The sequence below is a fragment of the Nocardia niwae NBRC 108934 = DSM 45340 genome (genome assembly GCF_001613465.1).
GTDB lineage: Bacteria > Actinomycetota > Actinomycetes > Mycobacteriales > Mycobacteriaceae > Nocardia > Nocardia niwae.
Map to the genome: position 1 here is coordinate 12,189 of NZ_BDCK01000047.1, position 26,161 is coordinate 38,349.

Consider the following 26,161-nt stretch of genomic DNA (forward strand, 5'->3'; position numbering starts at 1 on the left):
TTGTCTCATCGATGCAGCGGCGTGCTCGTCCGAGGGCCCAGCGTACGGATCTCCGGAGCCGCAGTGATTTCCACCCCGGGTGGGATCAGGCGGAGCGGGCCGCCTGCCGTGTTCGGATGTCCACCGTCGCCGTCATGGCGCAAGCGTCCGCTTGCCGACCGGGCGCCCTGGACGGCACATTCTCGATAAACCGTTCCGTATGGTCTGGTCGAGGGTAGGCTGAATTCGAGGCGACCGCCGAATCCGCGGCGGCGATGCCCGTATCTGTACGGGACGCCACCCATTCGGGCGTCATCGATCGCGAGTGAGCGGAGAATCCAGAAATGCATCGAAGTGACCGGTCCCCGTTGTTCAGCCACCCCAACGAGCCCTCCGAGGTCGGCGCGCCCGCGGTCGGAGTGGTTCGCGTGCCCGTATTCAGCGACGTCGTCGCGACGACGTCCGCGGCGACCGACGAAGCGGGGCCGGTCGAATCCGGCGGCGATTAGTGCCTCCCTCCGGCAGGGCATGGGACCTGGGTTACGCCGCCGGCTGGCGGCTGGTACGCGCCCTGCCGGAACCTCTGGCGGTCCGCCTCTTCGACGCGGGAGCCGAACGAGCGGCCCGGAATGGTGGCCCGAAACAGTTGCGCCGCAATCTCTCCCGGGTACTGCGCATCGCACCGGACGAGGTGCCGCAGACGCTGATCCGAGCGAGCTTGCGCTCCTATGCCCGCTACTGGCGCGAAGCCTTCCGGCTGCCGTCGATGGATCCGGTGCGGCTGGCCGACACCATCGAATCCTCGGCGACCGGACTCGAACACATCCACCGGGCGGCCGAACGCGGCACCGGTGCGGTGCTCGCGCTGCCGCACAGCGGTAATTGGGACCTGGCGGGAGTATGGCTGGTGCAGCGCGTGGGCTCCCCGACCGTGGTCGCGGAACGGCTCGCGCCGGAATCGCTGTTCCGGCGCTTCGTGCGCTTCCGTGAACGGCTGGGATTCGAGATCATCCCGCTCACCGGTACCGCGACGCCGCCGTTCTCCCAGCTCCTCGCGCGGATCCGGGAGGGGCGGATCGTCGGGCTGCTCGGCGAACGCGACTTGTCCGGCACGGGCGTACCGGTCACCTTCTTCGGCGAGCCGGCTCGGCTGCCCGCCGGTCCGGCTCGGCTGGCGATCGACACCGGCGCGCCCCTGCTTCCCGTGCACTGCTGGTATACGCCCGACGGCTGGGGATTCCACGTGCATCCCCCTATCGACACCAGCAGTGGAGTACGCGAGACCACCCAGGCGCTGGCCGACCGATTCGCCGCGGGTATCGCCGCCCATCCCGCCGATTGGCACATGCTGCAGCCGCTCTGGACGGCCGACCTCACCGCTGCCCAGCTCGCCCGCCGTCGCTCGATCCAGCCGGACTGAATCGTTCGGAGTGCGCTGACGAACAGCGCGGAGGAAGTATTGTCCTGAGCCCGGCTGTCGTGAGATGTGTTCCTGGACACGTCATTTCTTCCCCTCGCCGGTAGGGGAAAACGAAAATCCGGTGCGAGTCCGAGAAGCTCGCACCGGATTTCGTCGCTGCCGACTAGCTCGGCGTCACTTCAACTCGGCGCTGGTCTTACCGAGCACCCGCCGGGCGACGATGAGCTGCTGGATCTGCTGGGTGCCTTCGAAGATGTCCAGGATCTTCGAGTCGCGGCCCCACTTCTCCAGCAAGGTGCGCTGCGAGTAGCCGATGGCGCCGGCCAGTTCGACGGCCTTCAGGGTGACGTCGGTGCCGGTGCGGCCCGCCTTCGCCTTGGACATGGACGCCTCGAGCGAGTTGGGCTTCTTGTTGTCGGCCATCCACGCGGCGCGCAGGGCGAGCAGGTAGGCGGACTCGTAATCCGCTTCCATGCGCAGGAATTCGGCGGCGGCGGCGTGCTGGTTGTTGGCGGGGGTGTCGTAGGAGATCTCCACGCCCGCCGCGGTGAGGATCGAGCGCAGCTCTTCCAGGGCGGCGCGGGCGACGCCGATCGCCATCGCGGCGACGAGCGGACGGGTGTTGTCGAAGGTCTGCATGACCCCGGCGAAACCCTTCTCCACGTTGACTTCCGGGCTGCCGAGGATGTTGTCCTTCGGGATCCGGCAGTCCTGCAGCAGCAGCACGGCGGTGTCGGAGGCCTTGATGCCGAGCTTGTGCTCGAGCCGCGCCACCGACAGGCCGGGTGCGTCGCGCGGCACGACGAACGACTTGATCGCCGCGCGGCCGAGGCTCTTGTCCACCGTCGCCCACACCACGATGTGGGTCGAGCGCTGACCGGCGGTGACGAAGATCTTCTCGCCGTTGAGCACCCACTCGTCGCCGTCGAGCACGGCGGTGGTGGACACGGCGGCGGAGTCGGAACCGAAGGACGGCTCGGTGATCGCCATCGAGGCCCACACCTTGCCGAAGCGCTTCAGCTGCTCGTCGGTGGCCACCGCGGCGATGGCCGCGTTGCCCAGGCCCTGGTAGGGGATCGACAGCATGAGGCCGACGTCGCCCCAGGACGTCTCCAGGGCGTTCAGCAGTGCGGACATGTTGCCGCCGTTGGTGTTGCCGAGCAGCTCGGTGGCGTGGCGGTCGGTGTCGCTGTCGTCGGAGCGGCCACCGGCGGCGCCGCCGATCTTCTGGGTGCCGGAGTCGGCCAGACCCTCGACCATGGCGGCCATGGTGTCCAGCTCGACCGGGTAGTCGTGCTCGGCGAGGTCGTACTTGCGCGAGATCGGGCGGAAGATCTCCTGCGCGACCTGGTGCGCCTGGTTCGCGCTGGCCCGCAGCTTCTTGGGGAGTTCGAGGTTGATCATGGGTGAGGTCTCCTGGAGAACGGAACGGGCCGGTTAGATGAGCACGACACCTTCGGCGACGCCGATCGCCCGCAGGTCGCGGTACCAGCGCTCGACCGGGTGTTCCTTGGTGAAGCCGTGACCGCCGAGCAGCTGCACGCCGTCGAGGCCGATCTGCATGCCCTTGTCGGTGGCCAGCTTGCGGGCCAGCGCGGCCTCCCGGCCGAAGGACAGGCCCTGCTCCGCGCGAGAAGCGCCGCGCAGCGTCACCAGCCGCAGGCCGTCGAGTTCGATCGCGATGTTGGCGACCATGAACGCCACCGCCTGGCGGTGCGAGATCGGCTCGCCGAACGCTTCGCGCTCGTTGACGTAGGGGATCACGTAGTCCAGTACGGCCCGGCCGGTGCCGGCCGCCAGCGAAGCCCAGCCCAGGCGAGCCAAGCGCACGGCGTCGGCGTACTCCTCGGCGCGGGTCGCCGCGTCGCCGTCGCCCAGGACGGCGTCGGCGCCGACCGCGACGTTGTCCAGGATCAGCCGGCCGAGGCCCGCGGCGCGCAGACCCATGCTCGGGTCGGCCTCCACGACCAGGCCGGGCGCGTCCGACTCCACGATGAACAGCGCCGGACGGCCGTCGAGTTCGGCGGCGATCAGGAACAGCTCGGCATCGGCCGCGGCGGGCACAAGGCTCTTCACGCCGGAGAGCCGGTAGCCGCTCGGCGAGCGCACCGCCTTGGTCTCCAGGGCGAAGGGGTCGAACAGGGCACGCGGCTCGCTGATCACGACCGAGGCCTGCGGCACGTTCTCACCGGTGAAGGCAGGCAGGTAGGTCTTCTGCTGAGCGTCGCTGCCCCACTGCGAGAGGGCGACCGCGACGCCGCTGGGCGCCAGGATGGGCAGGGCGAGGCCCATGTCGCCGTGCGCCAAGGCCTCGGCGACCAGCGAGTTGGTCACCGCACCGCGCTCGGAGGCCGCACCCTCGAGTTCCTCCGGGACGTTGATCAGGGTGATGCCGAGTTCGGCGGCGCGCTCGAGCAGGTCGCGCGGCGCCTTGGCGGCGTTGTCGGCCTCGTAGGCGGCCGGGCGCAGGATCTCGGCGGCGAATTCCTTCACCGTCTCGACGATCATCTGCTGCTCGTCGGTCGGCGTCAGGTCGAAGAAGTCCTTGTTCTTCGTCTCGTTGGCCGCCAGACGTTTCGGCGCGCCGCCGCCCGCGACCTTCGCGAACGCTCGGGTCGCCGCGCCGAGAGTGCGGAAGCCGGTCTTGGTGCCCTCGTAGGTGACGCGCTCGATCGGCTTGCGCAGGTTGTATTTCTCGGCGAGTTCCGACCCGGTGAGGGTCGTCATGACCCGCATCGCCGCGCCCATCCAATCCCGCTTGGGTTGGTTCAGGCCGACCGCGGACGTATCTGGACGTCGCTTCGTTGCGCTGTCTCGAGTGCTCATCATCACCTGGTTTTCTCGGATGGGTTGGTGCGGTCTGTCCCCAGCTATCTTACTCCGGAGTAAGGCTATCTTACTGCTGAGTAAGAAGTGCGTCGAGGTGCAGCATACGCGGGTAATCCGCGCCTTGCTGGACAAGTGCCCAAAGTTGCGTCCGAGGGGTCGGTCGTCCTCTCCTGCGCGCGTCGTGTTATGCCGCGCAGCGCGATGAGCTGCGCTTTCGGAAGGCGCTAGGGGTTTCCGGCCCGAATAGCCGGACCGGCCGCCGCCGGTTCGCCCCGCCCCAAGGCCGTAGTGGCGATCGATGCCGATTCGTTACCGGTTGCCGGAGGCCGAGCCCTCATATGAAGGCCGCGAGCGCGAGCTGGGTGGAGGGATCTGCGAAACCGGTCTCGGCCGTAGCGGCGGCGCGATCGGCAGTCGCGAGACGCATGGCGGCGACAGGCGAAGTCGGCGGAAGCGGCCGACAGTGTTGCCGTGATTACAATCCGACGCATGTCAGCGATCTTCGACTGGGCCCGGCCGGACAATGTGCAGCCGGAGCCGATCACGGTCGACATCTGGCGCGAGCTTCCCGAAGAGTTCTGCCGCTTGGTCGAGGTGGTGAACGGGGATGCGGTCCGTTGCGAATCTCCGAGCCGGGCACATCAGAAAGCCGTCCACCGGCTACTGGCAGTGCTGGAATCGGCGGCTCGTGAATACATGGCCGAAGATCCATCGGCATGTCTGGACGCCAATCACGACTTCGACGTGGTGCTTTGGGAAGCGCCTCGAGCGACGATTCGGCGTCCCGACATCGCCCTGTTCGAGTGCGTGCCGGCGGACGTACGGCCGATGCCCGCACGCCATCTGAAGATTGCCGTCGAGATCATTTCGCCCAGCCATGTCAAAACAGACCGGCTCGAGAAGATGGGCGAGTACGCGGCTGCCGGAATTCCGTGGTACTGGCTGGTCAGCGTGTCCGACACCGAGGTGACCGCCATCGAAACCTACGGCCTCGACCACAGCGTCGGCCACTACCGCCTCGCTCGTGTCCTGAAGCCGCAAACCGCGTTCGCCGTCGACCTGCCGATCCGCATCCGGCTCGACTGGGATCAGCTCACCGATCTCGTGCTGTAGAAGCTTTCGAGACGGGCCGCCCCGTGCGCGGGCTCGGTCGCATCCCGGACGGGCCGGTGGCGCTCGGCGACCACCGGCCCGGACGGGTCACTCGCGCACGTAGTAGCGCAGTGTCGCGTAGGCCGTGATCGCCGCGAAGACGATGCCGACCGGGCCGATGACCAGCGCCGTCATCGCGATGTCGTCGCCGGTGATCCGCGGGAAGACCTTGCTGGCGAACAGGTCGCCGAGGGCGCGGTCGATCACCAGCGGGCGAGCGATGAGCAGGCCGAGCACCGCGAGCACCGAGCCGGCCAGCGCGGCGGCCACGGCCTCGAGCAGGAACGGCAACTGGGTGTACCAGCGGGTCGCGCCGACCAACCGCATGATGCCGACCTCGGTGCGCCGGGTGAACGCGGCGATCTGCACCATGTTCGCGATCAGCATCACCGCGGCCAGCGCTTGCAGCACGGCCAAGCCGAACGCCGCGTTGCGCAACCCGTCGAACAGGCTGACCAGCCGGTCCACGATGTCCTTGTCGTTGCGCACCATGCCGACGCCGGGGCGGTCGTAGAACTTCTCGTAGATGGTGGGATAGAGCTCCGCGTCCTCCATCTTCACTCGCAGCGACGCGGGCAGCGGGGTCTCGCTGACGTACTTGGCCAGCTCGGGCTGGTCCTTGAAGGTCTTCTCCTTGGCCTCGCGGACCGCTTCCTCCCGGTTGAGGAACTGGACCGACTCCACGCCGCCGGTCGACTTCAGGTCCGCCATGAGCGTCCGGCACGGGTCCTGCGAGCAGTCCGGGTCGTTGGCCGACACGTCCTCGGTGAGGTACAGCCGCACCTCCAGCCGATCCAGGAAGTACTGCTCGGTCTTGTCCGCGATCCGCACCGCCAACAGACCGCCGCCGAGCATGGTGAGCGAGACCGCGGTGGTCAGGATCATCGCTATGGTCATCGTGACATTGCGACGCAGGCCGGCGGCGACCTCGCCGAACAGGAAGCTCGCGCGCATTACCGGCCCACCCCGTACACGCCCGTCGCCTCGTCCCGCACCAGGCGCCCGTGGTCGAGCTCCACCACCCGCCTGCGCATCGCGTCGACGATGTGGTTGTCGTGGGTGGCCATCACCACCGTGGTGCCGATGCGGTTGATCCGCTCCAGCAGCATCATGATGTCGCCGCTGGTGTCGGGATCGAGGTTGCCGGTCGGTTCGTCGGCCAGCAGCACCAGCGGCCGGTTCACGAAGGCCCGCGCGATCGCGACCCGCTGCTGCTCACCACCGGAGAGCTCGGTCGGCAGCCGGTCGGCCTTGCCGCCGAGGCCGACCATGTCGAGCACCTCGGGGACGGTGCGGTCGATGACCTGGCGCCGCTTGCCGATGACTTCCAGCGCGAACGCGACGTTCTGGTACACGGTCTTCTGCTGCAGCAGCCGGAAGTCCTGGAAGACGCACCCGATCCGCTGGCGCAGCTTGGGCACCTTGCGGCCGGGCAACCGGTCGACCCGGAAATCGGACACTCTGATCTCGCCCGCGGTGGGCGTCTCCTCCTTCAGCAGCAAGCGCATGAAGGTCGACTTGCCCGAGCCGGACGGTCCGATGATGAAGACGAACTCGCCCTTGCCCACATCGACGGTGATGTTGTCCAGCGCGGGTCGCGTCGAGGTCTTGTACGACTTGGTCACGTTCCGCATGGTGATCACGGGGAGCCAGTGTAACCAGCAACTGGTCGCGGCCTGCGTCGTCAACCGTGGGTGACAGCGCGGCGGCGGCCCGTCGCGCTCGGCTCAGCGCCCTCGCGGTTCCGTAATCACCGCTGCCGGAACCGCGTTGACCAGGGTGGCCGGAGCGGTGGTCGTTTCATCGGGTTTGACGAAGACATACAGCACGAACGTGGCGACCCAAGTTGCCATCAGGATCGCCGTGGATCTACGTGGTCTCACTGATTCCCTCCCGGCGCAGCGCCGCGGCGACTCGTACCCGCAGCTCGCGTCCGACTTCGAACTGTTTGCCCGGCAACGTTCGGGCAACCATTCGGATGTTCATCTGGTCGACGGTGAGGTCTTCCACACCCATGACGGTGGGCTCGTCCAGCAGCAACGGCTGCAGGCGAGCGTCCTCGTACGCCTTTGTACCGACCTCGTGCAGGATCTCGTTGACCCTGGTGATGTCAGCGCTGGCGGACACCGGCACGTCGATCGCGGCGCGCGCCCAGTCCTTGGACAGATTCGTCACCTTCACGATCTGGCCGTTGGGCACCGTGATCACCTCACCGTCCGCGTTGCGCAACGTGGTGATCCGCAGCGTGACGTCCTCGACCGTACCTTCCGCCTGCTCCGCGGCTCCAGTCACCGCGATCCGGACCACATCGCCGAACCCGTACTGCCGCTCCGTGATCAGGAAGAACCCCGCGAGGATGTCCTGCACGATGCGCTGCGCGCCGAAACCGAGCGCGGCGCCGAGCACCGCGGCGGGAGCGACCAACCCGGTGACGGCGAAGCCGAGCCGCCGCAGCACCTCCATGGTGATCAGCACGTAGACGATGGTCAGCACCACCCACGTGATCACCTGGGCCAGCGCGTGCCGATGCTTGGCCGCCTCGGTGCGCACCAGCGCGTCGCTGCTGCGGAACCCCGCGTCGATCCGGCGGGTGACCCGATCGCGCAGGTAGGTGGCGAGCCGGCTGAACAGGATGGCGCCGAGGATGAGCAGCACGATCTCCAGGCCCGAACCGCGTAGCCACGTGGTGAAACCGGTGGAAGCGATCGCCTGGATTCCCGCGACATTCATCTAGCTCGCCTGCTCTCGCATTCGCCAGCGGATACCCGACTCGATGAACCCGTCGATGTCACCGTCGAGCACCGCCGACGGGTTGTTGACCTCGTAGTTCGTCCGCAGGTCCTTGACCATCTGGTAGGGGTGCAGCACGTAGGAGCGCATCTGGTTGCCCCAGGACGCACCCTCGTTGGTCTTCAGCGCGTCCATCTCGGCGCGCTCCTCCTGCCGCTTGCGCTCCAAGAGCTTGGCCTGCAGCACGCGCATGGCCGAGATCTTGTTCTGCAGCTGGGATTTCTCGTTCTGGCAGGTGACCACGATGCCGGTGGGCAAGTGGGTGATGCGGACCGCGGAGTCGGTCGTGTTGACGCTCTGGCCACCCGGGCCCGAGGAGCGGTACACGTCGACCCGGATCTCCGTCTCGGGCACCTCGATGTGGTCGGTGGTCTCGACCACGGGTAGCACCTCGACTTCGGCGAAGGAGGTCTGGCGGCGGCCCTGGTTGTCGAACGGGCTGATTCGCACCAGCCGGTGGGTGCCCATCTCGACCGACAGCGTGCCGTAGGCGTAGGGCGTCTTCACCGCGAAGGTGGCGCTCTTGATGCCCGCCTCCTCGGCGTAGGAGGTGTCGTAGACCTCGACGCCGTACTTGTGCCGGTCGGCCCAGCGGATGTACATGCGCATCAGCATCTCGGCCCAGTCGGCGGCGTCCACGCCACCGGCGCCGGAGCGGATGTTCACCAGCGCGTCGCGCTTGTCGTACTCGCCCGACAGCAGCGTGCGGACCTCCATCGCCTCCACGTCACTGTGCAGCGCGGCGCGCTCGGCATCGGCCTCGGCGAGGGCGTTGGTCTTGGCCTCGCCCTCTTCCTCCTCGGCCAGCTCGTAGAGCACCGGCAGGTCGTCGAGCCGCTGGCGCAGCTCCTCCACCCGGCGCAGTTCGCCTTGGGCGTGCGACAGCTCACTGGTGACCCGTTGGGCGTGGTCCTGGTCGTTCCACAGGTCGGGGTCGGCGGCCTGATGTTCGAGCTCGTCGATACGACGGCGCAGCTCGTCGATGTCGAGGACCGATTCGACCGTCTTCAGGGTGGCGTCGAGTTCGGCGAGATCAGCGGAAACGTCAGGATGCACGATCGTCAAGCCTAGCTGCCCTTCTGTGACGACAGCACACGAGTGCGCGCGGGATGACCGGGGGCGGCGTCGGTGCGGGTGATCCGCCCCGTGCGCGGGCCGAGCCGACGGGTCGCCGGGAGGTCACGCGCTCGCTTTCCGACCGACGCCGGACGAGTGTGCTGTGACGGACGCCTCATGGCTTCCTACCCTAAACGGCGACCGTGCCTGGCGCAGTTGGTGTTTGGAATTCACGACGGCGGTGACCGCTGATCCGCTCGAGCACGCCGGTCGCGTCCAGCGGTCGTCCCGCCGGACGCACGGTGGTCCGGGCGGGGCGCGAGGTGTGTCGAACTCCACTCCGCCGACCGTGGCGGGCGGGCATTCCCTGCGGATCCGTGCCGCTCAGCCGGAGACGGCGCGCAAACCGCCGGGGCGGCGACCGGTGAGCGCGTCGAGGGCCGCGGCGGTGGCGTCGTCGGCCGGAAGGTAGACGAGCACCCGCTGGTCGTCGTCGGCGGAGAGCTCGAGGGACTCGTAGGCAAGGCGCAATGCTCCGGCCTCCGGATGGGCGAGACGGGTGATGCCGGTGGCGGCGGCGAAGCTCGGCACGGTGTCCACCCGGTCGGCGAAGGCCGGGCCCACGGTGACGGTGAGCTCGTCGGCCAGGGCGGCGATGTGCGCGTCGGCGCGGAACGGCCCCTGCTTCAACGTAGCGACCGTCTCGTCGGCGACGTGCTCCCAATCCGCGTAGAACTCCCTTGCTCCGGGCAGGCAGAAGACGAAACGCGCCAGATTGGGCGGGGTGAGGGGGCCGTCGAAGAGCCCGGTGGGCGCCATCAGCCGGTGGTAACCGTCGGTGTAGGCGAGCACTTCGGTGAGGCGGTTGACCACCACGGCGGGTGCGGGCTCGAGCCGGTCCAGGATCGCACGCACCGTCGGCCGCACCTCGCGCAGCGGCTGCGCGTCGCCCATACAGGTGAATCCACTGTCCACCGACTTGCTCAACCGGTGCAGGTGGACGCGCTCGGCGGGACTCAACCGCATGGCGTCCGCGAGCGCGGACAGCACCGGGGGCGAGGGACGCCGGTCGCGCCCCTGCTCTAAGCGCGTGACGTACTCGACACTCACTCCGGCCAAGGTGGCCAGCTCGGCCCGGCGCAGTCCGGGGGTGCGTCGCCGCGCACCGGTGGGCAAGCCCACCTGGGCGGGAGTCACCGCTTCGCGGCGGGTGCGCAGGAAGAGTCCTAGCTCGTTGTCGCTCACCTTCCGAACCTAACAAGACGAAACGCTCTCAGGGTGTCCCTGCCACTACCACTCTTACGGCGGTCTCCCTCGTCTGTTCGTGGGGCAGCAGATTGAGTGGGCGGCCCGGCCGGGTCGTTGTCATCCGAGGAGGAACAGCATGTCCAACACCCCGCTCCAGCTCGCCGTGATCATCGGCAGCGTCCGGGAAGGCCGGTTCGGGCCCGTCGTCGCCTCGTGGTTCACCGAGCAGGCGAAGCGGCACGGATTGTTCGAGGTGGACGTCATCGATTTGGCGCAGGCGGACATTCCCCTGGAATTGCCCGCGGTGCCGCCGGCGATGGACCCGAATCCGCAGCGCCCCGACGGCATGGCCGATCTCACGCGGCGGCTGACGGCCGCCGATGCCTTCGTCATCGTCACGCCCGACTACAACCGCAGCATCCCCGCGTCGCTGAAGGCGGTCATCGACTGGCACTTCACCGAGTGGGACGCGAAGGCGATCGGTTTCGTCGGCTACAGCGGAGCCTCCGGTGGCCTGCTCGCCATCGAGCACCTGCGCCAGATCTTCAACGAACTCAACGCGCACACCGTCCGTAACTATGTGTCGTTCCCGCGGTACTACCTGCTTTTCGACGAGGAGGGCCGGTTGCGCGAGCCGGATGAGCCCGCGACCGCCGCGACGGCGATGCTCGACCAGCTGCACTGGTGGGCGAGCGCGTTGACCGCGGCCCGGTCGCTGGAAAGCGTGGGGTGAGGGGTCGACGCGAGTCTCGTGGCCACTGTGTCCCTCGCCGATGGGCGGCGTTCCGGTCGCGGTCTGTCCGCGCCGGGACGAATGGGGGTGACCAGGCGGACCGATAGGGTGCGGGGCGTGGCTGTGTACTCCTCCGATCTCGAACTCGCCCTGCGACTGGCCGATGCCGCCGACGCGATCACCCGGGCCCGCTTCGGTGCGCTGGATTTGAAAGTCGACGCGAAGCCGGACCTGACCCCCGTGTCGGACGCCGATCTGGCCGTGGAGCAGGCGATTCGGCAGGTGCTGGCCGAAGCCCGGCCGGATGACGCGGTGCTGGGTGAGGAGTTCGGCGGCGCCGCCGAGTTCAGCGGAAGGCAGTGGGTGGTCGATCCGATCGACGGCACCAAGAACTTCGTGCGGGGCGTGCCCATCTGGGCGACGCTGATCGCGCTGCTGGAGGACGGCGAACCGGTCGTGGGTGTGGTGAGCGCGCCGGCCCTGGTCCGGCGCTGGTGGGCAGCGGCGGGATCGGGCGCGTGGTCGAGCTTCGAAGGGCAGGCCGCCGAGCGAATCTCGGTCTCCGCTGTCGGCGAGCTGAGTTCGGCCAGCCTCGCGTTCTCCAGTCTGTCCGGGTGGCGCGACCGCGGCTTGCGCGAGCAGTTCATCGCCCTGACCGACGACGTGTGGCGGGTGCGCGGCTACGGCGATTTCCTCAATTACTGCCTGCTCGCCGAAGGCGCCGTCGACCTCGCCACCGAGCCCGAGGTCTCCCTGTGGGACCTGGCCGCCCTGGACATCCTGGTGCGCGAAGCGGGCGGGCGTTTCTCCGCGCTGGACGGCAAGCCCGGTCCGCACGGTGGCGACGCCGTCGCCACCAACGGCCTGTTGCACGACGAGGTCCTCGCGCGTCTGCGCGGCTGATCGATCCGTTGCGCCGCTTCCGCACCTGTTCCACGAGCCCGAGGCCTCCGGCTACACCGGCGGCATCGACCTGCCGCGCGATGGCCTCGGCCAGGGCCGCGCCGCAATCGATCGGCTCGCGCCGTCGCCGCGTCGAGTTCGGCTACCCGCTGCTCGCCGCCGGCCCGGTGACTTCCTGCTGACCGCCGCGGTTTCGGTATCGGACGATGAACCGCCGCAGTATTTCCCTCGGGACTGGCACCGACTCCTGACGGCCGAGGGACGTCAGGTATGCGGCTTGGCCGGGATCGAAATAGCCGGCATCTCGATAGGTCTCGATGCGAAGCGCCAAGCCGTCGCTGTCCAATTCGGGGTGAAATTGGGTCGCGTAGACATTTCGGCCGACCCGGATCATCTGTACCGGGCAACCGGCCGACGCCACCAGCAAGTCCGCACCGGGCGGCACTTCTTGACAAGCTTCTTTGTGCCCGACGAACGCGCGGAACGAATGCGGCAGGTTCTCCAGCAGAGGGTCGGCGGCACCTCGGTCGGTCAAGGTCATCGTCTGCGCGCCCGCCGTCTCGCTGAACCGCTCGGTGCTCACCTTGCCGCCCATGACATCGGCCAGGATCCCCAGGCCATAGCAGGCGCCGAAGTACGGGAAATCCCGGGCCAGAATCTCGCGGACAATCCGCCTGAGTTTCGGCTCGAACTTCTTCTGATAGTCGTATTTCTGGTCGTGCGGACAGCTGACATTGCTCGGTCCGCCACCCACGATGACCGCCGAAAAATCATCGATATCGATGTCCGGCAATCCTTCGTCCATCCGTATGCGTATCAGCTCGTCGGCCCCGAGTCGGGAAGCTCTCCGAGTCGCTCGGTATTCGTCGTCCGCGGCCGCACACTCCGGCCGCAACTGCAGAAGTAGACACGGCTTGGATGTGGTCATATGTCCACCTCGGCCTCCACCACACGGTCGTATACCGTCACGTGCACCCTCATCGCTGTCCCGACGATAGTCCGGTTACTTGTTCGGTTCACACGATCGGATTACCCGGAGATTCGCGACCCAGGCGGCCGCCGGAGCGTTCCGCCGTCCGCCCGCTTGTCACCGTGCGGTGAACCCCGACTCGTCGCCGCACTGAACCGGGCAACTGGGCCTCGGCGCCTGGTGGTTTATCGCTGGAGTTCGGCCCAGCCTCGTCCGTGTCGGGAAGCCGACCGCCGGGCCGCCGGCCCTCCTCACCGGTCGAGCGTGCACGACTCCGTCGAGGGAAGCATTCGCCGTGGCGGCACGTCGTCGCTTCGGTTCGCTGGTGCCGGTCCCTCCCGGCGGCCCGCGTTCCATTGGTTTCGCTACGAGGAATTCCGTTCTGGGGCAGAGGATTCTGGTTCCGCGCCCGAGTCGGGCGGGACGGCTCACACTCACATGCACCGCACCCGGTTCACCTGCGTGCGGGACCACTGTTCGGATACATGGGAGACGTTGTGACCGAGTCCTTCATCCAGCTGCCCACCGCTGGAGAGTCGGTGTTCCAGACATATGAGCGAATCCGCGGGCGCGGGCCGGTCGTGCCGATCGAACTGCCCGGGAAGGTGGCGGCCTGGTTGGCGGTCGGTCACCAGGCGGTGAGCGAGATCCTCGCCGGCGACGGCACGCTCTTCAGTAAGAGCGCCCGGAACTGCCCCGCACTCCACGACGGGACCATACCGCCGGACTGGCCACTGCGTGCGTTGACCGACATCGACCACATGCTCAATAAGGACGGCGACGATCACCGGCGAGTGCGCAAGACGATCGGCCGAGCGTTCAGTCCCGGTCGAGTAGCCGCGCTCGAACCCCGGATCCGGCAGATCACCGCCGAACTCATCGACGGTCTTTGCGACCACGCCGGCGAGCTCGATCTGGTCTCCTGCTTCACCACACCACTCCCGGTGCGGGTGATCTGTGAGCTGTTCGGCGTGCCGTCAGACGAACAACCCCAGATCCGGCGCTGGACCACGACGGTGGTCGCTCATACCAGCACAGGCGAGGAAACTCAGGCGGCGGTGGCGGAAATGCTGGCGTACCTCACCGAATTGCTGGACCGCAAGCGCCGCGCTCCCGGTGACGACCTGACTTCCGCCCTCGTACAGGCCAATCGCGAGAGCGGGTTGACCGACGACGAACTGGTCCAGACCTTGTGGTTGGTGATCATCGCCGGTCACGAGACGACGGTGCACCTGCTGGGCAACGCGGTAGTCGCGTTGTGCTCGCACCCCGCGCAACTGGCCAGAGCCAGCGCAGAGGACCGGTGGTCGGACGTCGTGGAGGAAATCCTGCGTTTCCGTTCGTCGGCCTGCGTCATGTTCAATCGGTACGCGCTGCGGGACGTCACCATTGCCGGGATCGATATTCCCGCGGGGGCGATCGTGGGCTGGTATGCCGGGGTCGGACGAGATCCGCAACGGTACCCGGACGCCGATGTCTTCGATATCGACCACGATCACCGGGACCAATTGGCTTTCGGCCGAGGACCGCATTTCTGTCTCGGCGCGCCGTTGGCGCGACTGGAGGGCCGCGTGGCACTGTCGATGCTGTTCGGCAGCTTTCCCCGGCTGAACTTGGCGTGCGACCCCGGCTCCATTCCGCTCAGCCCGCAGTTCATCACCTGCGGACCGCTCGCCCTCCCGGTGCACCTCGAGCCTATGGCGAAAGCAACCGTGTCCTGCTGATCGTCCGTCGGCGAACCTCGCCGAGATGGGCCTCGGTGTGCCGACCGCACGGAGAGTTCACGGGTTCGGTAGTCGGTGGTTGATGCGCTTCACGCGCGTGGAAGCTCGACCGGCTCGGCCAGGGGCGAAAGGCGGCGGTCCGGCCGAACTTCAGGCGCTGAGCTTGGCGAGCAGGAAGTCGCGGGCGACGCAGGACGCTCGTTGGAATTGCTCTTCGTAGACGGCGAAGTGGCCGCCCGGGATCAGAGCGAGTTGCTTGGGCTCGAGTGCCTCGGCGTAGCTACGCAGCGCGATATCGCTCGGCGTCAGGGTGTCTTGATCGGCGATCACCATCAGCAGCGGGGTGGGGGAGACTCGCCCTACGAACGCTTCCGGCGCGTAGGACTGGAATTTGTCGACGCTGGACAGAGTGACCTCGTTGCGCCACGTAGGAACCTGCGGGCCATGGGCCATCAACCATTCGTAGACCTCGGTACCCGGCATTGCCACGAACTCGGCGGGGTCGTCGGAAGCCGCCTTGATCATCTCGTGCGGCGTGCCTGAAGCGCGGGCGCGGCGGTCGGCGGCAATCGCAGCATGGACGGTGGGGAGCATGATCGAGGGGACCAGGCTGCGGAAAGTCGCCCAGCCGTCGGTGAGGGGCACTTGCGATACCACGGCGCGTACGCGCCGGTCGGTGGCGGCGACGACGAGTACATGACCGCCCGCGTAGCTGGTCCCCCAGACGCCGATGCGGTCCGGGTCGATGCCGTCCAATGTCTGGGCGAAGGTGATCGCATCGCGGTAACCCTCGATCTGGCGTACCGGGTCGACCTCCTGCCGGGGTTCGCCGTCGGAAGCTCCGAAGCCGGGGTGGTCGTAGACCAGACAGGCCAGTCCGGCGTTGCTGAAGACCTCGGCGAACGGAGCCACCCATTCCTTCACGCCTGCGAAGCCATGTGTCATCACAACCACCGGGGTCCTGTTCGAAGCGCGTTCCGGCCGGTACAGCCAGCCACGCAGGGTCGCTCCGCCGCTGAGGAATTCGATGTCCGTCCGCATAGCCGTGCCTTTCATTACATTGCGTTTCGTAATGAAATTAAGCGGAGTCGAATGTGATGTCAACCACAGGATGGTCAGGTTGTGCGATAGTCCACCGCGGCGAGGGCCGAGCGCACGGTGAGCAGCACGAACTCCTCGTCGATCGGACCGAGTGCGGGCATGAGCGCCCGCATCAGCATCGGCCCGGTGATCAGATCGCAGAGCCACTCCGAATCCACTCCTGCGGCGATCTCCCCCCGCGCCACTGCACGATCGAGGATCGTCGCGGTGGATGCTCGCCGAGGGCGCAGGAATTGCTCGTGGAACCGGCGCGCGAGGTCGGGAGTGCGGTGGAGGTCTTCGAGCAGACCTGGCAGAGCCCGGCGTAGGACCGGATCGTTGAACAACTCCATTTGATGCCGCTGGATGCCCAGCAACTCCGCCTCGATGCCGCCCAGATCCTCGGCGCCGGGGTGGAGTCCGTAACGGTCGATCAGAACCGATACGACCAGGTCGGCCCGATCTGCATAGCGACGGTAGAGCGCCGGTCTGCTGGTCCCCGCCTCGTCGGCTACGGCCTGCAGAGTGAGCGCTCCGTATCCGCGCTCGGCGATCAATCGCGCGGCCGCAGCCAATAACGCCGTGTCCACCCGGGTGTCACGCGGCCGTCCGATTCGGGGAGGAGCGGTGCTGTCCGGCATGCGCTCACCGTACCCAGGCCCACGCGCGGAGGTCGCTGCTCCACCCCGGCCCATCGGATGCCGCCGCCGGCCTTTGCCGACCGGGTCTCCATCGCGCCGACCACATCGGGTCGGCCACGGCGCCAACCCGCGCCGAGCCGGTGATCCATCACCGGCGCCGCGGCCACCACTCACCCCGGCCCAGGCAGCGCTAACGGGATCGTGCCGGAGTCGCCGGAGTGAGATCTATCCCGGCCGGGGGGCGCAGGCGGCGCAGGGTGCCGTCCATGCTGGTGACGAACAGCGCCCAGGAATCTCCGTCACGGGCGATGCGCACCGACGTGGCGCCGTCCGGTGGGTTGCGCACCGGGCCGGGTTTGATCAAGCCCGTGATGATCGCGCAGGTGGCGCCGGTCGTCGTATCGACCTGATAAACGGCGCCGAGTACGTGATCGGCGACGAACAGCGCCCCCGCGCGGGTGGCCTCCATGTCGTCGGGCAGCGCGACGAGGTCCGGGATGCCGGATACGACGGTGGGATGAGCCGGATCGTCCAGCCGGACGCGCAGGATCTGCAGTGTCATGGTGTCGACGTAGACGGATTCGCCGTCCGCGGCCAGCGCGAGGCCGTTGGAGGGCGGCAGCGCCGACCAATCCCGCTCGTACTCGCTGGTCTCGGGCCAGTAGCGCGAGATCCCGCTAGGACCGCTCAGGCCGATGGTGGTGAACAGCAGGCTGCCATCCGGCAGCGACAACAGGCCGTTGGGCCCGTTCAGTCCGGTCAGCAGGACGCCTACCGCACCGGTCTCGGTGTCGTAGCGCTGCAACGTGCCCGGTGGTTCGCTGAGCCCGTCCCCGGTGAGGAAGTAGACGTACCGCCCCGCGACGCGCACGCCCGCCGGGCGGTGCAGGTCGGTGACCAGCTTCTCCATCCGTCCCGCCCGGTCGACGTGCGCCAGGTAGCCGTCCATGAGCCCGGTCACGTAGAACCCGCCCAGTCCGTCGGAATCGAGATTCTCCAGATTGCCGGCTCCTTCGACGACGGTCGTGGTCTCCCAGCCGTCCGAGCACCGGGCGGGAAATGTTTCCGCTCGCGCTGCCGGCATCGCCGCGGTGATTCCGGCGATCACGGCGGCGGCGCTGACTATCGCCGCCGCGTGTGCCCGAATCCCTATCCCTTTCGCCATGAGCGACAACATAACAGCGCCGAATCAGCCGGGAAGGCCCCGAATGGATGTCGACGACGAGCTTCCAGGTCGGTTGTCCCCATGTGCACAACTCGGCGGCTCAGCAGGGCGAACGCCGAACCGTACGGGTACCGGCCGTTCGGGCGCTCGTAGGATGGGCCGGGTGACTCCCCCCGATGATTTCGCGGCTGTGGCGACCGAAGTCGCGTCCGGTTCGGACGCCGGACCCGTTGCGGCGCAACAGGTTCTACGCCGAGTCTTCGGTTACGACAGCTTCCGCGGCGACCAGCAGGCGATCGTCCAGCACGTGATCGACGGCGGCGACGCGCTGGTGCTCATGCCGACCGGCGGCGGCAAGTCCCTCTGCTATCAGGTCCCCGCGCTGGTGCGCCCCGGCGTCGGAGTGGTGGTCTCCCCGTTGATCGCCCTCATGCAGGATCAAGTGGACGCGCTCAGCGCACTGGGCGTGCGCGCAGGGTTCCTCAACTCCACGCAGTACCCCGACGAGCGCCGCACCATCGAGGCGCAGTTCGTCGCGGGCGAACTCGATCTGCTCTATCTCGCTCCGGAGCGGTTGCGGCTGGACTCCACCGCGCAGCTGCTGGATCGCGGCAAGGTCGCACTGTTCGCCATCGACGAGGCGCACTGTGTTTCTCAGTGGGGTCACGACTTCCGGCCCGACTACCTGGGTCTTTCCCTCCTGCACGAGCGGTGGCCGGACGTACCCAGGATCGCGCTGACCGCGACCGCCACCGAGAAGACGCGCGATGAGATCATCCAGCGTCTCGACCTCGGAACCGCACGCCGGTTCGTCTCCAGCTTCGACCGGCCCAACATCCAGTACCGGATCGAGCCGAAGAACCGTCCCGAGCGTCAGCTGCTGGAATTCATCCGCACCGAACACTCCGGCGACGCCGGCATCGTCTACTGCCTCTCGCGCAACTCGGTGGAGAAGACCGCGGCCTTTCTCACCGAGAACGGCGTCACCGCGGTGCCCTACCACGCGGGCTTGGACAATCGCACCCGCGCGGCGAACCAGTCGCGCTTCCTGCGCGAAGACGGATTGGTCGTCGTGGCGACCATCGCGTTCGGCATGGGCATCGACAAACCCGATGTGCGCTTCGTCGCCCACCTCGACCTGCCGAAATCGGTCGAAGGGTACTACCAGGAGACCGGTCGCGCCGGGCGCGACGGGCTGCCCTCCACGGCATGGATGGTCTACGGCCTCAACGACGTGGTGCAGCAGCGCAAGCTGATCGACTCCTCCGAGGGGGACGCCGCGCACCGCCGCCAGCTGCAGCTGCACTTGGACGCGATGCTCGCACTGTGCGAGACGGTCGGCTGCCGGCGCACCCAGCTGCTCGCCTACTTCGGCGAGCCCGGCTTGCCCTGCGGCAACTGCGACACCTGCCTGTCCCCACCCCAATCCTGGGACGGCACCGTGGCCGCGCAGAAACTGCTGTCCACGGTGCTGCGGCTGAAGCGAGAACGCGGCCAGAGCTTCGGAGCGGGCCACATCGTGGACATCCTGCTCGGCAAGAAGAACCCCAAGGTGGTGCAGTACGACCACCATGAGCTGAAGGTGTTCGGCGTCGGCACCGACCTGCGCGACACGGAATGGCGTGGCGTGGTACGACAGCTGCTGGCCCACGGGCTGCTGGCCGTGCACGGCGACTACGGAGTGCTGACGCTCACCGAGGCCAGCAGCGAGGTGCTGTTCGACGGACGGCAAGTCCTGCTACGCCGCGAGCCCGAGCGCGCGACCAAGCCCGCGCGGGCCGCGAAGGCGGCCAAGGCGGCTTCCGTCGACCTGTCACCCACCGACCTGCCGCTGTTCGAGAAGTTGCGCGAATGGCGCGCGGCCACCGCGAAGGAGCAGGGTGTGCCCGCCTATGTCGTCTTCCACGACGCCACTCTGCGGGAGATCGCGGCGCACAAACCCGCGAGTCTCGCCCAGCTCGGCGGCGTCAGCGGTGTCGGCGAGAACAAACTCGCGAAGTACGGCGAACAGGTGCTCGAAGTGCTCGCGGCCGGATGAGCCGCTACCGTCACGCAGATCACTGGTGGGCGAGGATGGTCGACGGCGATCGCCATCGAAGACTGTGGAGGACAGCGTGAGTCGGAGCGAGACGATCGGACGTCGGACGTTCTTGACCGGTGCGGCCACCCTTGCGGCCGGGGCGACAGTGGCCGGGCGCACCCCTGCGCACGCGGTACCCGTCGCCGAGGGGGTCGCCAAGTTCCCCTTCCCGGCCGAGCGCCGGGTGCGGGTGCTGGTGACCGGCGACGCGGGCACCGGCACCCGCACCCAGTGGGCGGTTTGCGACGCCATGCGTGCGATCCACGGCCGCGAACCCTTCTCGCTGGCATTGGGGCTCGGCGACAACATCTACGAGCACGGTCCCGACGGCGCGGCCGACGTCCAATTCACCGACAAATTCGACAACCCCAACGCCGGGCTGGATTTCCCCTGGTTGATGGTGCTGGGCAATCACGACAACAGCTCGGTGCTCGGGGGTGACGGCGGGTGGCTGCTGCGCGGCAACGCCGAGGTGGAGTACCACGCCAACTCTCGCCGCTGGTGGATGCCGAGCCGCTACTACTCGGTGCGGATACCCGAGCGCAACCCGGTGGTCGAATTCTTCGTCCTAGACCTCAACCCGTTGGCCGCCTACGTGCCGCCGGTCTTCTCGCCCTACTGGGCGGTCGACGGCCAGTTCATGAACGAGCAACGCGACTGGCTCGATCGCGCACTCACCGCGTCGCCGGCTCCATGGAAGATCGCCTGCACCCATCACCCGTATCTGAACAACGGTCCGCATGGAGACGCGGGCCGCTACGAGGGCCTGTCGCTGGAGCCGATCAACGGCGTGCACGTGCAGCGCTTCATCGAAGACCACGTGCTCGGCCGCTGTCAGTTCATCCTGTCCGGGCACGACCACTCCCTGCAGGTGCTCGAGCCCACGGCGGCGTCGAGGGGGACCAGGCAGATCGTGTCCGGTGCGGCCGCGAAGACCGTCGGCGCGGAACCGCGGCTCGCGGCGAGCGCGGGCCACAGCGCGCTCTATGAGAACTACCACGAGCTGGGCTTCATGATTCTCGAGCTCACCGAGGACGGGGTCGACCTGCAGGTGCACACGGTCGACCTGACGACCGGCGCGTCCGTCGAGGCCTTCCGGCGGCGTCTGGCCTGAGTTCCAACTACGTTGCGCGCCGCCGGAATTGCGGCGAGTCGGCCTCGTGGCGGCTACCGTTCTGGCTATGGCACCGGGTGAGGGTTCCAGCGACGCGGGCGACGATGTTTCCATCGGCTCGGCGGGGGGTGAGACCCCGGACGCGCCGCCGTATGTGCGCAGCAGGAACGATCCGGCGGTCGAGAACGTGTGGCTGCGGCCAAGCCCACCGCCGCCGCGCCGCGGCGTACCGCGGATGTCGACGGTGGCGCTGGTCGTCGCGTTCCTCGCCGTTCTGGCGCTCTACCTTGTCCTGCATCAGGGCGGTTAGTGCGTCCGCGACCTGCGGGAATAATCCGGTTGCCGGGTCACTTAAAGTGGACCGTTATGAAGGAGAAGGGGCGCAAGGTCATCGCGACCAACCGCCGGGCGCGGCACAACTACACGATCCTGGACGTCTACGAGGCCGGGATCGCGCTGGTCGGCACCGAGGTGAAGAGCCTGCGTGAGGGCAAGGCCTCGCTGGTGGACGCGTTCGCGACGGTGGACAACGGCGAAGTGTGGCTGCGTGGGCTGCACATCCCCGAGTTCAGCCACGGCACCTGGACCAACCACTCGCCGCGCCGGGTGCGCAAGCTACTGCTGCACAAGCGCGAGATCGAGCGGTTGGTCGGCAAGTCGAGGGAGGGCAACCAGACGCTGGTGCCGCTGTCGATGTACTTCTCCGACGGCAAGGTGAAGGTCGAGCTGGCGCTGGCCAAGGGCAAGCAGGACTACGACAAGCGCCAGGACTTGGCCCGGCGCACCGCCGAGCGAGAGGTCACCCGCGAACTAGGACGGCGGGTCAAAGGCATGCGGTGACGGCCGTCCTGCTCGCGCTGGCAGCCGCGGTGGGCTATGGCGTGAGCGATTTCTACGGCGGTGTGGCGTCGCGGCGGGTGACCGCGCTGCGGGTGACCATCTACTCCTATCCGTTCTCGGTGCTGCTGGTTCTCGCGCTGTTGCCGTTCGTGTCCGGTAGCGCGGACGCGGCGTCGCTGTGGTGGGGTGCGGCCGCCGGCGTCGCCAGCGGTGTCGCGGTGTGGTGGTTCTATGCCGCGCTGGCCAGCGGTCCGATGGCAGTGGTGTCACCGCTGACCGCGGTGCTGGTCGCGGGCATCCCGGTGCTCGCCGGGCTGGCGACCGGCGAGCGACCCGGTCCGCTCGCCTTCGCCGGCATCGTGTTCGCGCTGGTCGCCGTGCTCCTGGTGAGCCGGGAGTCGCCGGACGACGTGACGGAGGAGATCACCGGCGGACGCGAACTGCGTTTCACCCGCAAGGTCGCCGCGCTGACCGTGGGTTCGGGCATCGCGTACGGATGGGCCTTCGTCTTCTTGCACGAGACTTCGGCGGACTCGGGTCTGTGGCCGCTGCTCATGCAGCGCCTCGCGGCCACCGCGATGGTGTGGCTGACGGCTCTGGCGGCCCGGGATTTCGGGCGGTTGCGCGGCGAACCGCTTCGGCTGGCCTGCTATATCAGCGCCTTGGACGTTCTCAGCAACGCGGCGCTGCTGTACGCGTTTCACGGATCGCTGCTGTCGCTGGTGAGCGTGATCGGCTCGCTCTATCCGGCCGTGACCGTGCTGATGGCGATGGTGTTGCTCGGCGAGCGGGTCCACCGGCAGCAGCAGGCCGGATTGGTACTGGCGCTGGCCGCGGTCGCGCTCATCGCCGCAGCGTAGTTCGCACCGGCCAGGGACAGGCGCTGTCGCCGAGGTCAGGATGGGCCGTACCGAGACCGCGCCACTCAGGCGACGGCGACGAATCGCCGACGCCTGAGTGCGGAAGACGTGGCCCGAGTTCCCGTGCCGACCCGAGCCGCACCTGCCCTCGCGAGTCGTTACCGACGCAAGCCGAGCGCGCGGATCACCGCGTACACGGCTCGCGCATCGATATCCGCTTCAAGGTGGGACTGCGGTAGTCGGCGACCACGGTGCGTGAACCCAGCGACGTGGACGGGTCGGGCACGTTGACCACCGCGCGCTGCGCCGCGACGTCGGGTTCTTCCCGCCCGTATATCTGCGGCGCCGCCATTCCCTCGGAATCGACAGTGAGGCCGGCCAGGGCCTTGCGCAGCGTCGGCCGGTCCAGGCCGCCCGTCTCGGCTGCCTTGGTGAGCAGCGCCTTCATCGGATACGAGATCGCCCAACCCAGGTTGTAGCCGAAATTCGTCGGTTCGCTCGGGGCGGCGTTCCTGGCGCGCTGCGCTCCGGGGCTCGTGCCGTCCCAGCCGTCGAACGGCGAGGTGTAGTTGTAGAGCGCCGTGAGCGCGGGCGCGGCGGGCGACTTGAGCAGTGCGCTGTTCCACGTCGGCGTGGATCCGAGGAACCGGCCGGTATAGCCGGATTTCGCCAATTTGCCGACGATTTCGGCGGCTTCGGCCGGTCCGGTGGCCAGCAGGACCACGTCGGGCGGGTCGGCCATGATCTCGGCCACCGGGTAGTCCTGGTTGCCCACTTCCGGATTGGGTCCGGTGTCGATCCGCGCGGTGATCGTCGCGCCGTTGTCCAGCGCCCACTTGAGCGCCCCGCTGGCGTAGTCACCGCCGTAATTGCCGCGGTAGGCGACCACCCCGAGCGTGCGCGGCTGGTAGTAGCTCTGCGCGAACCAGTCCAGGCCGAGCACCGCCTCCGTGCAATACGAGAATCCGTCGTCCAGCACCAGATCGCGGTCGGTGGAGCGGTACTGCCAACCCGACCAGAGTGTGCCCGCCCCGGTCACCAGGTCCGCCTCGTCCATCTCGTGCAGGACCGCGAGTGTCTGCGCGGTACCGAAACTCATCGCGAGGGCCAGCACATGGGGGGCCACGTTCTCGAATTCCGCGACGTGCCTGCGTGGGTCGTAGGCGGTGTCGCGGCTGTAGGTCGCGATGTCGATCTCGTATCCGCCGATACCGCCCTGCTTGTTCACCTCGTTCCAGAACGCGAGTTGCCCTTCCTGCAAGGACTTCCCGAGCGGAGCGAAGGGGCCGTTGTTCAGGTCCGACAGAACGCCCAGGTAGATACAGCCCTTGTCGGGGTGGATCGCGTGCGGGCAGGCTTCGCGGGTGACGCCGGGCGCGGCGGCGGGTGAGGAGGTCGAACAGCCGCCGGTCAGTACCAGCCCGAGCGCCAGGGGAGCGGCCACGACACGGAGCAGCCGACGGAAAATGTGGTGAAAAGGCATGTCTCGCTCGCTTACGGCTGCACGCAGGGCTCGGTGAGGGTGATGCGGTCCTGGGTCGGCCCGTGGTAATCGGTGGACAGGGTCTTCGCGCCCAGCGGCGCGGTCTGATCCGGTGCTTCGATGACCGCCCGCTGCCGGGTGAGGTCGGGTTTCGTCGTGCCGTAGATGTGTTCGGGAATCGCGCCTTCGTAATCGACGCGCAACCCGTGCACCGCCTGCCGGACGCCCTTGCGGGTCAGCTTGCCCTCGTTGACCGCTCGGGTGAGCAGCGCCTTCAGCGGATACGAGAACATCCAGCCGGCGCTGTAACCCCAGGTGGAGGGCTCTCTGGTCGCCGAGGCCCTGGCCTTCTTGGCGCCCGCGCTGGTGCCGTCCCAGCCGTCCAGTGGCGAAGTCATGTTGTAGCGAGCCGTGATCGCCGATGCCGCAGGGCTTTTCAGCAGCCCGCCGTTCCAGGTCGGACCCGAGCCGAGGAACCTGCCGGGAAAGCCGGCCAGCGCCGCCTTGCCCATGATCTCGCCCGCCTCCGCGGGGCCCGTGGCCAGAAGCACGAGATCCGCATGCGAATTGAGGATCTTGGCGACCGCGGCATCCTGATTGCCGATCTGGGTGTTCGGCTCGGTGTCGATCTGCGCCACCATGTCGACACGGTTGGCGGAGGCCCACTTCTTGGCGCCGGTGGCATAGTCGCCGCCGTAGTCGCCCTGGTAGCTGACCGTGGCGATCGAGTTGGGCTTCGCTTCGTGCTCGGCGATCCAGTCCAGGGCGATGATCGCCTCGGAACAATAGGAATAGCCGGACTCCAGCAGCAGACCCTTGTCACTGTTCTCGAATTGCCACCCCGACCACAGGGTTCCGGCAATGGCGATCATGTTCGCCGCGTCCATCTCGGGAAGTACCTTCTGCGTCTGCACGGTGCCGAAGCTCATCGAGAGCGCGAGGATGTGCGGCTCGATCCGCCGGTAGGCCTCGGCGTGCTTCTGCAGATCGTAGTTCGTGTCCTCGGTATAGGTGGCGATGTCCACCTCGTATTTGCCGCCGATTCCACCCGCTTCGTTCACCGCCCGCCAGAACGCCAGTTGGCCGTTCTGAATGTCCTTGCCCAGCGCGGCGAACGGCCCACTCGTCAAGTCGGACAAGACGCCGAGGTAGATACACCCCTTGCGGGAGTCCACGGCATTCGGACACGGGTCGGCGGTGACACCCGGTTCGATCGCTTCGGCCGCCTTGTCGCGCAGGGCCGAACACCCCGTCAGGACGAGCCCGGCGATGACGGTGAGGGCGGACAGGCGCAGCAACCTGTCCCGAATGGTACGAACTGCCAAAGTGTTTCCTTAGTCTGAAATCGAGATCCGCTGCTCAGAGCCGATCGTACGGCTCGTGCAGTGTAAGTCGGGTTCGTCGCCTGACCCGAGGAATCGACTACCAGCATCCGGGAAGGGTTGGGTGGCGAAGGCGCCGTCCGGGCCCACCGCCGACGAGGCACTGCTCGTGGGATCTCGACGACATCCGGTCCGGCCGGAACACCCGGATGGCTGCGACCCGCCCTACGGGTGATCGGAAATACGCCGCTGACCTGTGCTAGCGAGCTGCACCGACCGCGCCTCGGAACGGTCGCGGCTGTGGCCGTCGCCACCGCCCGATATCGGGATGATCCCCGCTCACGACGGTGTTAACATGGACAGCCCGGCAAGGCGCCGGGGCGTACGGGGCTGAACGGTTTCGACTGCGTACGTTGATTCAGGGGAAGCGTGTCGGTGCAGGCAAGAGACCACCGTAAGCGTCGTTGCAACCAATTAAGCGCCGATTCTCATCAGCGCGAGTACGCTCTCGCTGCCTAACCAGCGAAGCGTCTCTGTCGGCCCGGGGCATGCCCTCGGCTCCGGTGCCGGCATCAGCTAGAGGGCTCACCGTTCTACTCGGTCGCGGAGTAGGACGGGACATCGAACAGCGACTGGGATCGTCATCCGGGCTTGTTCGCGGGACCCGGAGATCCGAGCAGAGGCACAGCGGACTGCACACGGAGAAGCCCTGAAGACGCGGCGGAGGACCCGGGTTCGATTCCCGGCAGCTCCACGAGGCCCCCGACCTGAT

At 67.7% G+C, this 26,161-nt stretch carries 25 protein-coding genes and 1 other RNA gene; 12 read left to right on the forward strand and 14 right to left on the reverse strand.

Annotated features, from left to right (window positions below; genetic code table 11):
- Window positions 1-323: 323 nt before the first annotated feature.
- Together NNI01S_RS34925 and NNI01S_RS29310 are read left to right on the forward strand one after the other, a co-directional pair.
- Window positions 324-488: a hypothetical protein gene (locus tag NNI01S_RS34925; RefSeq protein WP_157115075.1), complete on the forward strand. Its 165-nt coding sequence runs from the start codon at window positions 324-326 to the stop codon at window positions 486-488.
- The gene (locus tag NNI01S_RS29310) at window positions 488-1,399 is read left to right on the forward strand and encodes a phosphatidylinositol mannoside acyltransferase (RefSeq protein WP_063024126.1); all 912 of its coding nucleotides are present in this window, start codon (window positions 488-490) and stop codon (window positions 1,397-1,399) included. Before NNI01S_RS34925 ends, NNI01S_RS29310 begins: the two co-directional genes overlap by 1 nt.
- A 174-nt stretch (window positions 1,400-1,573) precedes the next feature.
- Here the strand turns inward: NNI01S_RS29310 and NNI01S_RS29315 are convergent, their stop codons facing one another.
- Window positions 1,574-2,803: an acyl-CoA dehydrogenase family protein gene (locus NNI01S_RS29315; RefSeq protein ID WP_063024129.1), complete on the reverse strand. Its 1,230-nt coding sequence runs from the start codon at window positions 2,801-2,803 to the stop codon at window positions 1,574-1,576.
- Window positions 2,804-2,836: 33 nt separating this feature from the next.
- Entirely contained in the window at window positions 2,837-4,231 is a 1,395-nt protein-coding gene (locus NNI01S_RS29320) for an acyl-CoA dehydrogenase family protein (protein WP_435825109.1), read from the reverse strand.
- Window positions 4,232-4,753: 522 nt separating this feature from the next.
- Here NNI01S_RS29320 and NNI01S_RS29325 point away from each other — a divergent pair.
- Window positions 4,754-5,341: a Uma2 family endonuclease gene (locus NNI01S_RS29325; protein ID WP_169813035.1), complete on the forward strand. Its 588-nt coding sequence runs from the start codon at window positions 4,754-4,756 to the stop codon at window positions 5,339-5,341.
- Between the two features lie 87 nt (window positions 5,342-5,428).
- Here NNI01S_RS29325 and ftsX read toward each other — a convergent pair whose 3' ends face one another.
- The 6 genes from ftsX to NNI01S_RS29350 all read right to left on the reverse strand — a co-directional run bounded on the left by ftsX (window position 5,429) and on the right by NNI01S_RS29350 (window position 10,471).
- Entirely contained in the window at window positions 5,429-6,334 is a 906-nt protein-coding gene (ftsX, locus tag NNI01S_RS29330) for a permease-like cell division protein FtsX (RefSeq protein ID WP_063024135.1), read from the reverse strand.
- Window positions 6,334-7,023, reverse strand: coding sequence for a cell division ATP-binding protein FtsE (gene ftsE / locus NNI01S_RS29335; protein ID WP_063024137.1), 690 nt, complete (start codon window positions 7,021-7,023; stop codon window positions 6,334-6,336). The genes ftsX and ftsE overlap by 1 nt, the downstream gene beginning before the upstream one ends.
- An 84-nt stretch (window positions 7,024-7,107) precedes the next feature.
- Window positions 7,108-7,233, reverse strand: coding sequence for a hypothetical protein (locus tag NNI01S_RS36425; RefSeq protein ID WP_281180702.1), 126 nt, complete (start codon window positions 7,231-7,233; stop codon window positions 7,108-7,110).
- Window positions 7,234-7,249: 16 nt separating this feature from the next.
- The gene (locus NNI01S_RS29340; RefSeq protein ID WP_063024140.1) at window positions 7,250-8,110 is read right to left on the reverse strand and encodes a mechanosensitive ion channel family protein; all 861 of its coding nucleotides are present in this window, start codon (window positions 8,108-8,110) and stop codon (window positions 7,250-7,252) included.
- Window positions 8,111-9,226, reverse strand: coding sequence for a peptide chain release factor 2 (prfB, locus tag NNI01S_RS29345; protein WP_063024230.1), 1,116 nt, complete (start codon window positions 9,224-9,226; stop codon window positions 8,111-8,113).
- 384 nt (window positions 9,227-9,610) lie between these two features.
- A complete protein-coding gene (locus NNI01S_RS29350; RefSeq protein ID WP_063024142.1) occupies window positions 9,611-10,471 on the reverse strand; it encodes a helix-turn-helix transcriptional regulator in 861 nt (286 codons plus the stop codon).
- A 139-nt stretch (window positions 10,472-10,610) separates the two neighbouring features.
- Here NNI01S_RS29350 and NNI01S_RS29355 point away from each other — a divergent pair, with 139 nt between their 5' ends.
- Window positions 10,611-11,207, forward strand: coding sequence for an NADPH-dependent FMN reductase (locus NNI01S_RS29355; protein ID WP_063024144.1), 597 nt, complete (start codon window positions 10,611-10,613; stop codon window positions 11,205-11,207).
- Between the two features lie 81 nt (window positions 11,208-11,288).
- Window positions 11,289-12,110, forward strand: a complete 822-nt coding sequence (hisN, locus tag NNI01S_RS29360; protein WP_063024146.1) for a histidinol-phosphatase — start codon at window positions 11,289-11,291, stop codon at window positions 12,108-12,110.
- A gap of 142 nt (window positions 12,111-12,252) precedes the next feature.
- On the opposite strand, the gene NNI01S_RS29365 is transcribed toward hisN, so the two are convergent.
- Entirely contained in the window at window positions 12,253-13,038 is a 786-nt protein-coding gene (locus NNI01S_RS29365; RefSeq protein WP_063024148.1) for a glutamine amidotransferase, read from the reverse strand.
- A gap of 539 nt (window positions 13,039-13,577) precedes the next feature.
- Here NNI01S_RS29365 and NNI01S_RS29370 point away from each other — a divergent pair.
- The gene (locus NNI01S_RS29370; RefSeq protein ID WP_063024150.1) at window positions 13,578-14,804 is read left to right on the forward strand and encodes a cytochrome P450 family protein; all 1,227 of its coding nucleotides are present in this window, start codon (window positions 13,578-13,580) and stop codon (window positions 14,802-14,804) included.
- A 150-nt stretch (window positions 14,805-14,954) separates the two neighbouring features.
- On the opposite strand, the gene NNI01S_RS29375 is transcribed toward NNI01S_RS29370, so the two are convergent.
- The 3 genes from NNI01S_RS29375 to NNI01S_RS29385 form a co-directional block, all read right to left on the reverse strand.
- Entirely contained in the window at window positions 14,955-15,860 is a 906-nt protein-coding gene (locus tag NNI01S_RS29375) for an alpha/beta hydrolase (protein ID WP_369689709.1), read from the reverse strand.
- A gap of 59 nt (window positions 15,861-15,919) precedes the next feature.
- Entirely contained in the window at window positions 15,920-16,525 is a 606-nt protein-coding gene (locus tag NNI01S_RS29380; RefSeq protein ID WP_169813036.1) for a TetR/AcrR family transcriptional regulator, read from the reverse strand.
- 190 nt (window positions 16,526-16,715) lie between these two features.
- Window positions 16,716-17,690 (reverse strand): NHL repeat-containing protein, encoded by a 975-nt coding sequence (locus NNI01S_RS29385; RefSeq protein WP_063024232.1) that lies wholly within the window; start codon window positions 17,688-17,690, stop codon window positions 16,716-16,718.
- Between the two features lie 154 nt (window positions 17,691-17,844).
- On the opposite strand from NNI01S_RS29385, the gene recQ reads away from it, so the two are divergent.
- The 5 genes from recQ (at window position 17,845) to NNI01S_RS29410 (ending at window position 22,584) form a co-directional block, all read left to right on the forward strand.
- The gene (gene recQ / locus NNI01S_RS29390; RefSeq protein WP_063024156.1) at window positions 17,845-19,728 is read left to right on the forward strand and encodes a DNA helicase RecQ; all 1,884 of its coding nucleotides are present in this window, start codon (window positions 17,845-17,847) and stop codon (window positions 19,726-19,728) included.
- 76 nt (window positions 19,729-19,804) lie between these two features.
- Window positions 19,805-20,884: a metallophosphoesterase gene (locus NNI01S_RS29395; protein ID WP_063024234.1), complete on the forward strand. Its 1,080-nt coding sequence runs from the start codon at window positions 19,805-19,807 to the stop codon at window positions 20,882-20,884.
- Window positions 20,885-20,951: 67 nt separating this feature from the next.
- The gene (locus tag NNI01S_RS29400; protein WP_063024158.1) at window positions 20,952-21,194 is read left to right on the forward strand and encodes a WLR motif membrane protein; all 243 of its coding nucleotides are present in this window, start codon (window positions 20,952-20,954) and stop codon (window positions 21,192-21,194) included.
- A 56-nt stretch (window positions 21,195-21,250) separates the two neighbouring features.
- Window positions 21,251-21,724: an SsrA-binding protein SmpB gene (gene smpB / locus NNI01S_RS29405; RefSeq protein WP_063024160.1), complete on the forward strand. Its 474-nt coding sequence runs from the start codon at window positions 21,251-21,253 to the stop codon at window positions 21,722-21,724.
- Window positions 21,721-22,584, forward strand: coding sequence for an EamA family transporter (locus NNI01S_RS29410; protein WP_174554507.1), 864 nt, complete (start codon window positions 21,721-21,723; stop codon window positions 22,582-22,584). The genes smpB and NNI01S_RS29410 overlap by 4 nt, the downstream gene beginning before the upstream one ends.
- A gap of 184 nt (window positions 22,585-22,768) precedes the next feature.
- On the opposite strand, the gene NNI01S_RS29415 is transcribed toward NNI01S_RS29410, so the two are convergent.
- Window positions 22,769-24,028, reverse strand: a complete 1,260-nt coding sequence (locus NNI01S_RS29415) for an ABC transporter substrate-binding protein (protein WP_245676415.1) — start codon at window positions 24,026-24,028, stop codon at window positions 22,769-22,771.
- A 50-nt stretch (window positions 24,029-24,078) separates the two neighbouring features.
- Window positions 24,079-25,392: an ABC transporter substrate-binding protein gene (locus tag NNI01S_RS29420; protein WP_063024164.1), complete on the reverse strand. Its 1,314-nt coding sequence runs from the start codon at window positions 25,390-25,392 to the stop codon at window positions 24,079-24,081.
- A gap of 383 nt (window positions 25,393-25,775) precedes the next feature.
- On the opposite strand from NNI01S_RS29420, the gene ssrA reads away from it, so the two are divergent.
- Window positions 25,776-26,146, forward strand: a transfer-messenger RNA (tmRNA) gene (gene ssrA, locus NNI01S_RS29425).
- The last annotated feature ends 15 nt before the right edge of the window (window positions 26,147-26,161 follow it).

Excerpts from the sequence above, each read along its gene's own strand:
- NNI01S_RS34925 (WP_157115075.1), top strand. The coding sequence starts at position 324 with ATGCATCGAAGTGACCGGTCCCCGTTGTTCAGCCACCCCAACGAGCCC.
- NNI01S_RS29315 (WP_063024129.1), bottom strand. The coding sequence starts at position 2,803 with ATGATCAACCTCGAACTCCCCAAGAAGCTGCGGGCCAGCGCGAACCAG.
- ftsX (WP_063024135.1), bottom strand. The coding sequence starts at position 6,334 with ATGCGCGCGAGCTTCCTGTTCGGCGAGGTCGCCGCCGGCCTGCGTCGC.
- NNI01S_RS36425 (WP_281180702.1), bottom strand. The coding sequence starts at position 7,233 with ATGGCAACTTGGGTCGCCACGTTCGTGCTGTATGTCTTCGTCAAACCC.
- NNI01S_RS29340 (WP_063024140.1), bottom strand. The coding sequence starts at position 8,110 with ATGAATGTCGCGGGAATCCAGGCGATCGCTTCCACCGGTTTCACCACG.
- NNI01S_RS29355 (WP_063024144.1), top strand. The coding sequence starts at position 10,611 with ATGTCCAACACCCCGCTCCAGCTCGCCGTGATCATCGGCAGCGTCCGG.
- hisN (WP_063024146.1), top strand. The coding sequence starts at position 11,289 with ATGGGGGTGACCAGGCGGACCGATAGGGTGCGGGGCGTGGCTGTGTAC.
- NNI01S_RS29365 (WP_063024148.1), bottom strand. The coding sequence starts at position 13,038 with ATGACCACATCCAAGCCGTGTCTACTTCTGCAGTTGCGGCCGGAGTGT.
- NNI01S_RS29375 (WP_369689709.1), bottom strand. The coding sequence starts at position 15,860 with ATGAAAGGCACGGCTATGCGGACGGACATCGAATTCCTCAGCGGCGGA.
- NNI01S_RS29380 (WP_169813036.1), bottom strand. The coding sequence starts at position 16,525 with ATGCCGGACAGCACCGCTCCTCCCCGAATCGGACGGCCGCGTGACACC.
- NNI01S_RS29385 (WP_063024232.1), bottom strand. The coding sequence starts at position 17,690 with ATGGCGAAAGGGATAGGGATTCGGGCACACGCGGCGGCGATAGTCAGC.
- recQ (WP_063024156.1), top strand. The coding sequence starts at position 17,845 with ATGGGCCGGGTGACTCCCCCCGATGATTTCGCGGCTGTGGCGACCGAA.
- NNI01S_RS29400 (WP_063024158.1), top strand. The coding sequence starts at position 20,952 with ATGGCACCGGGTGAGGGTTCCAGCGACGCGGGCGACGATGTTTCCATC.
- smpB (WP_063024160.1), top strand. The coding sequence starts at position 21,251 with ATGAAGGAGAAGGGGCGCAAGGTCATCGCGACCAACCGCCGGGCGCGG.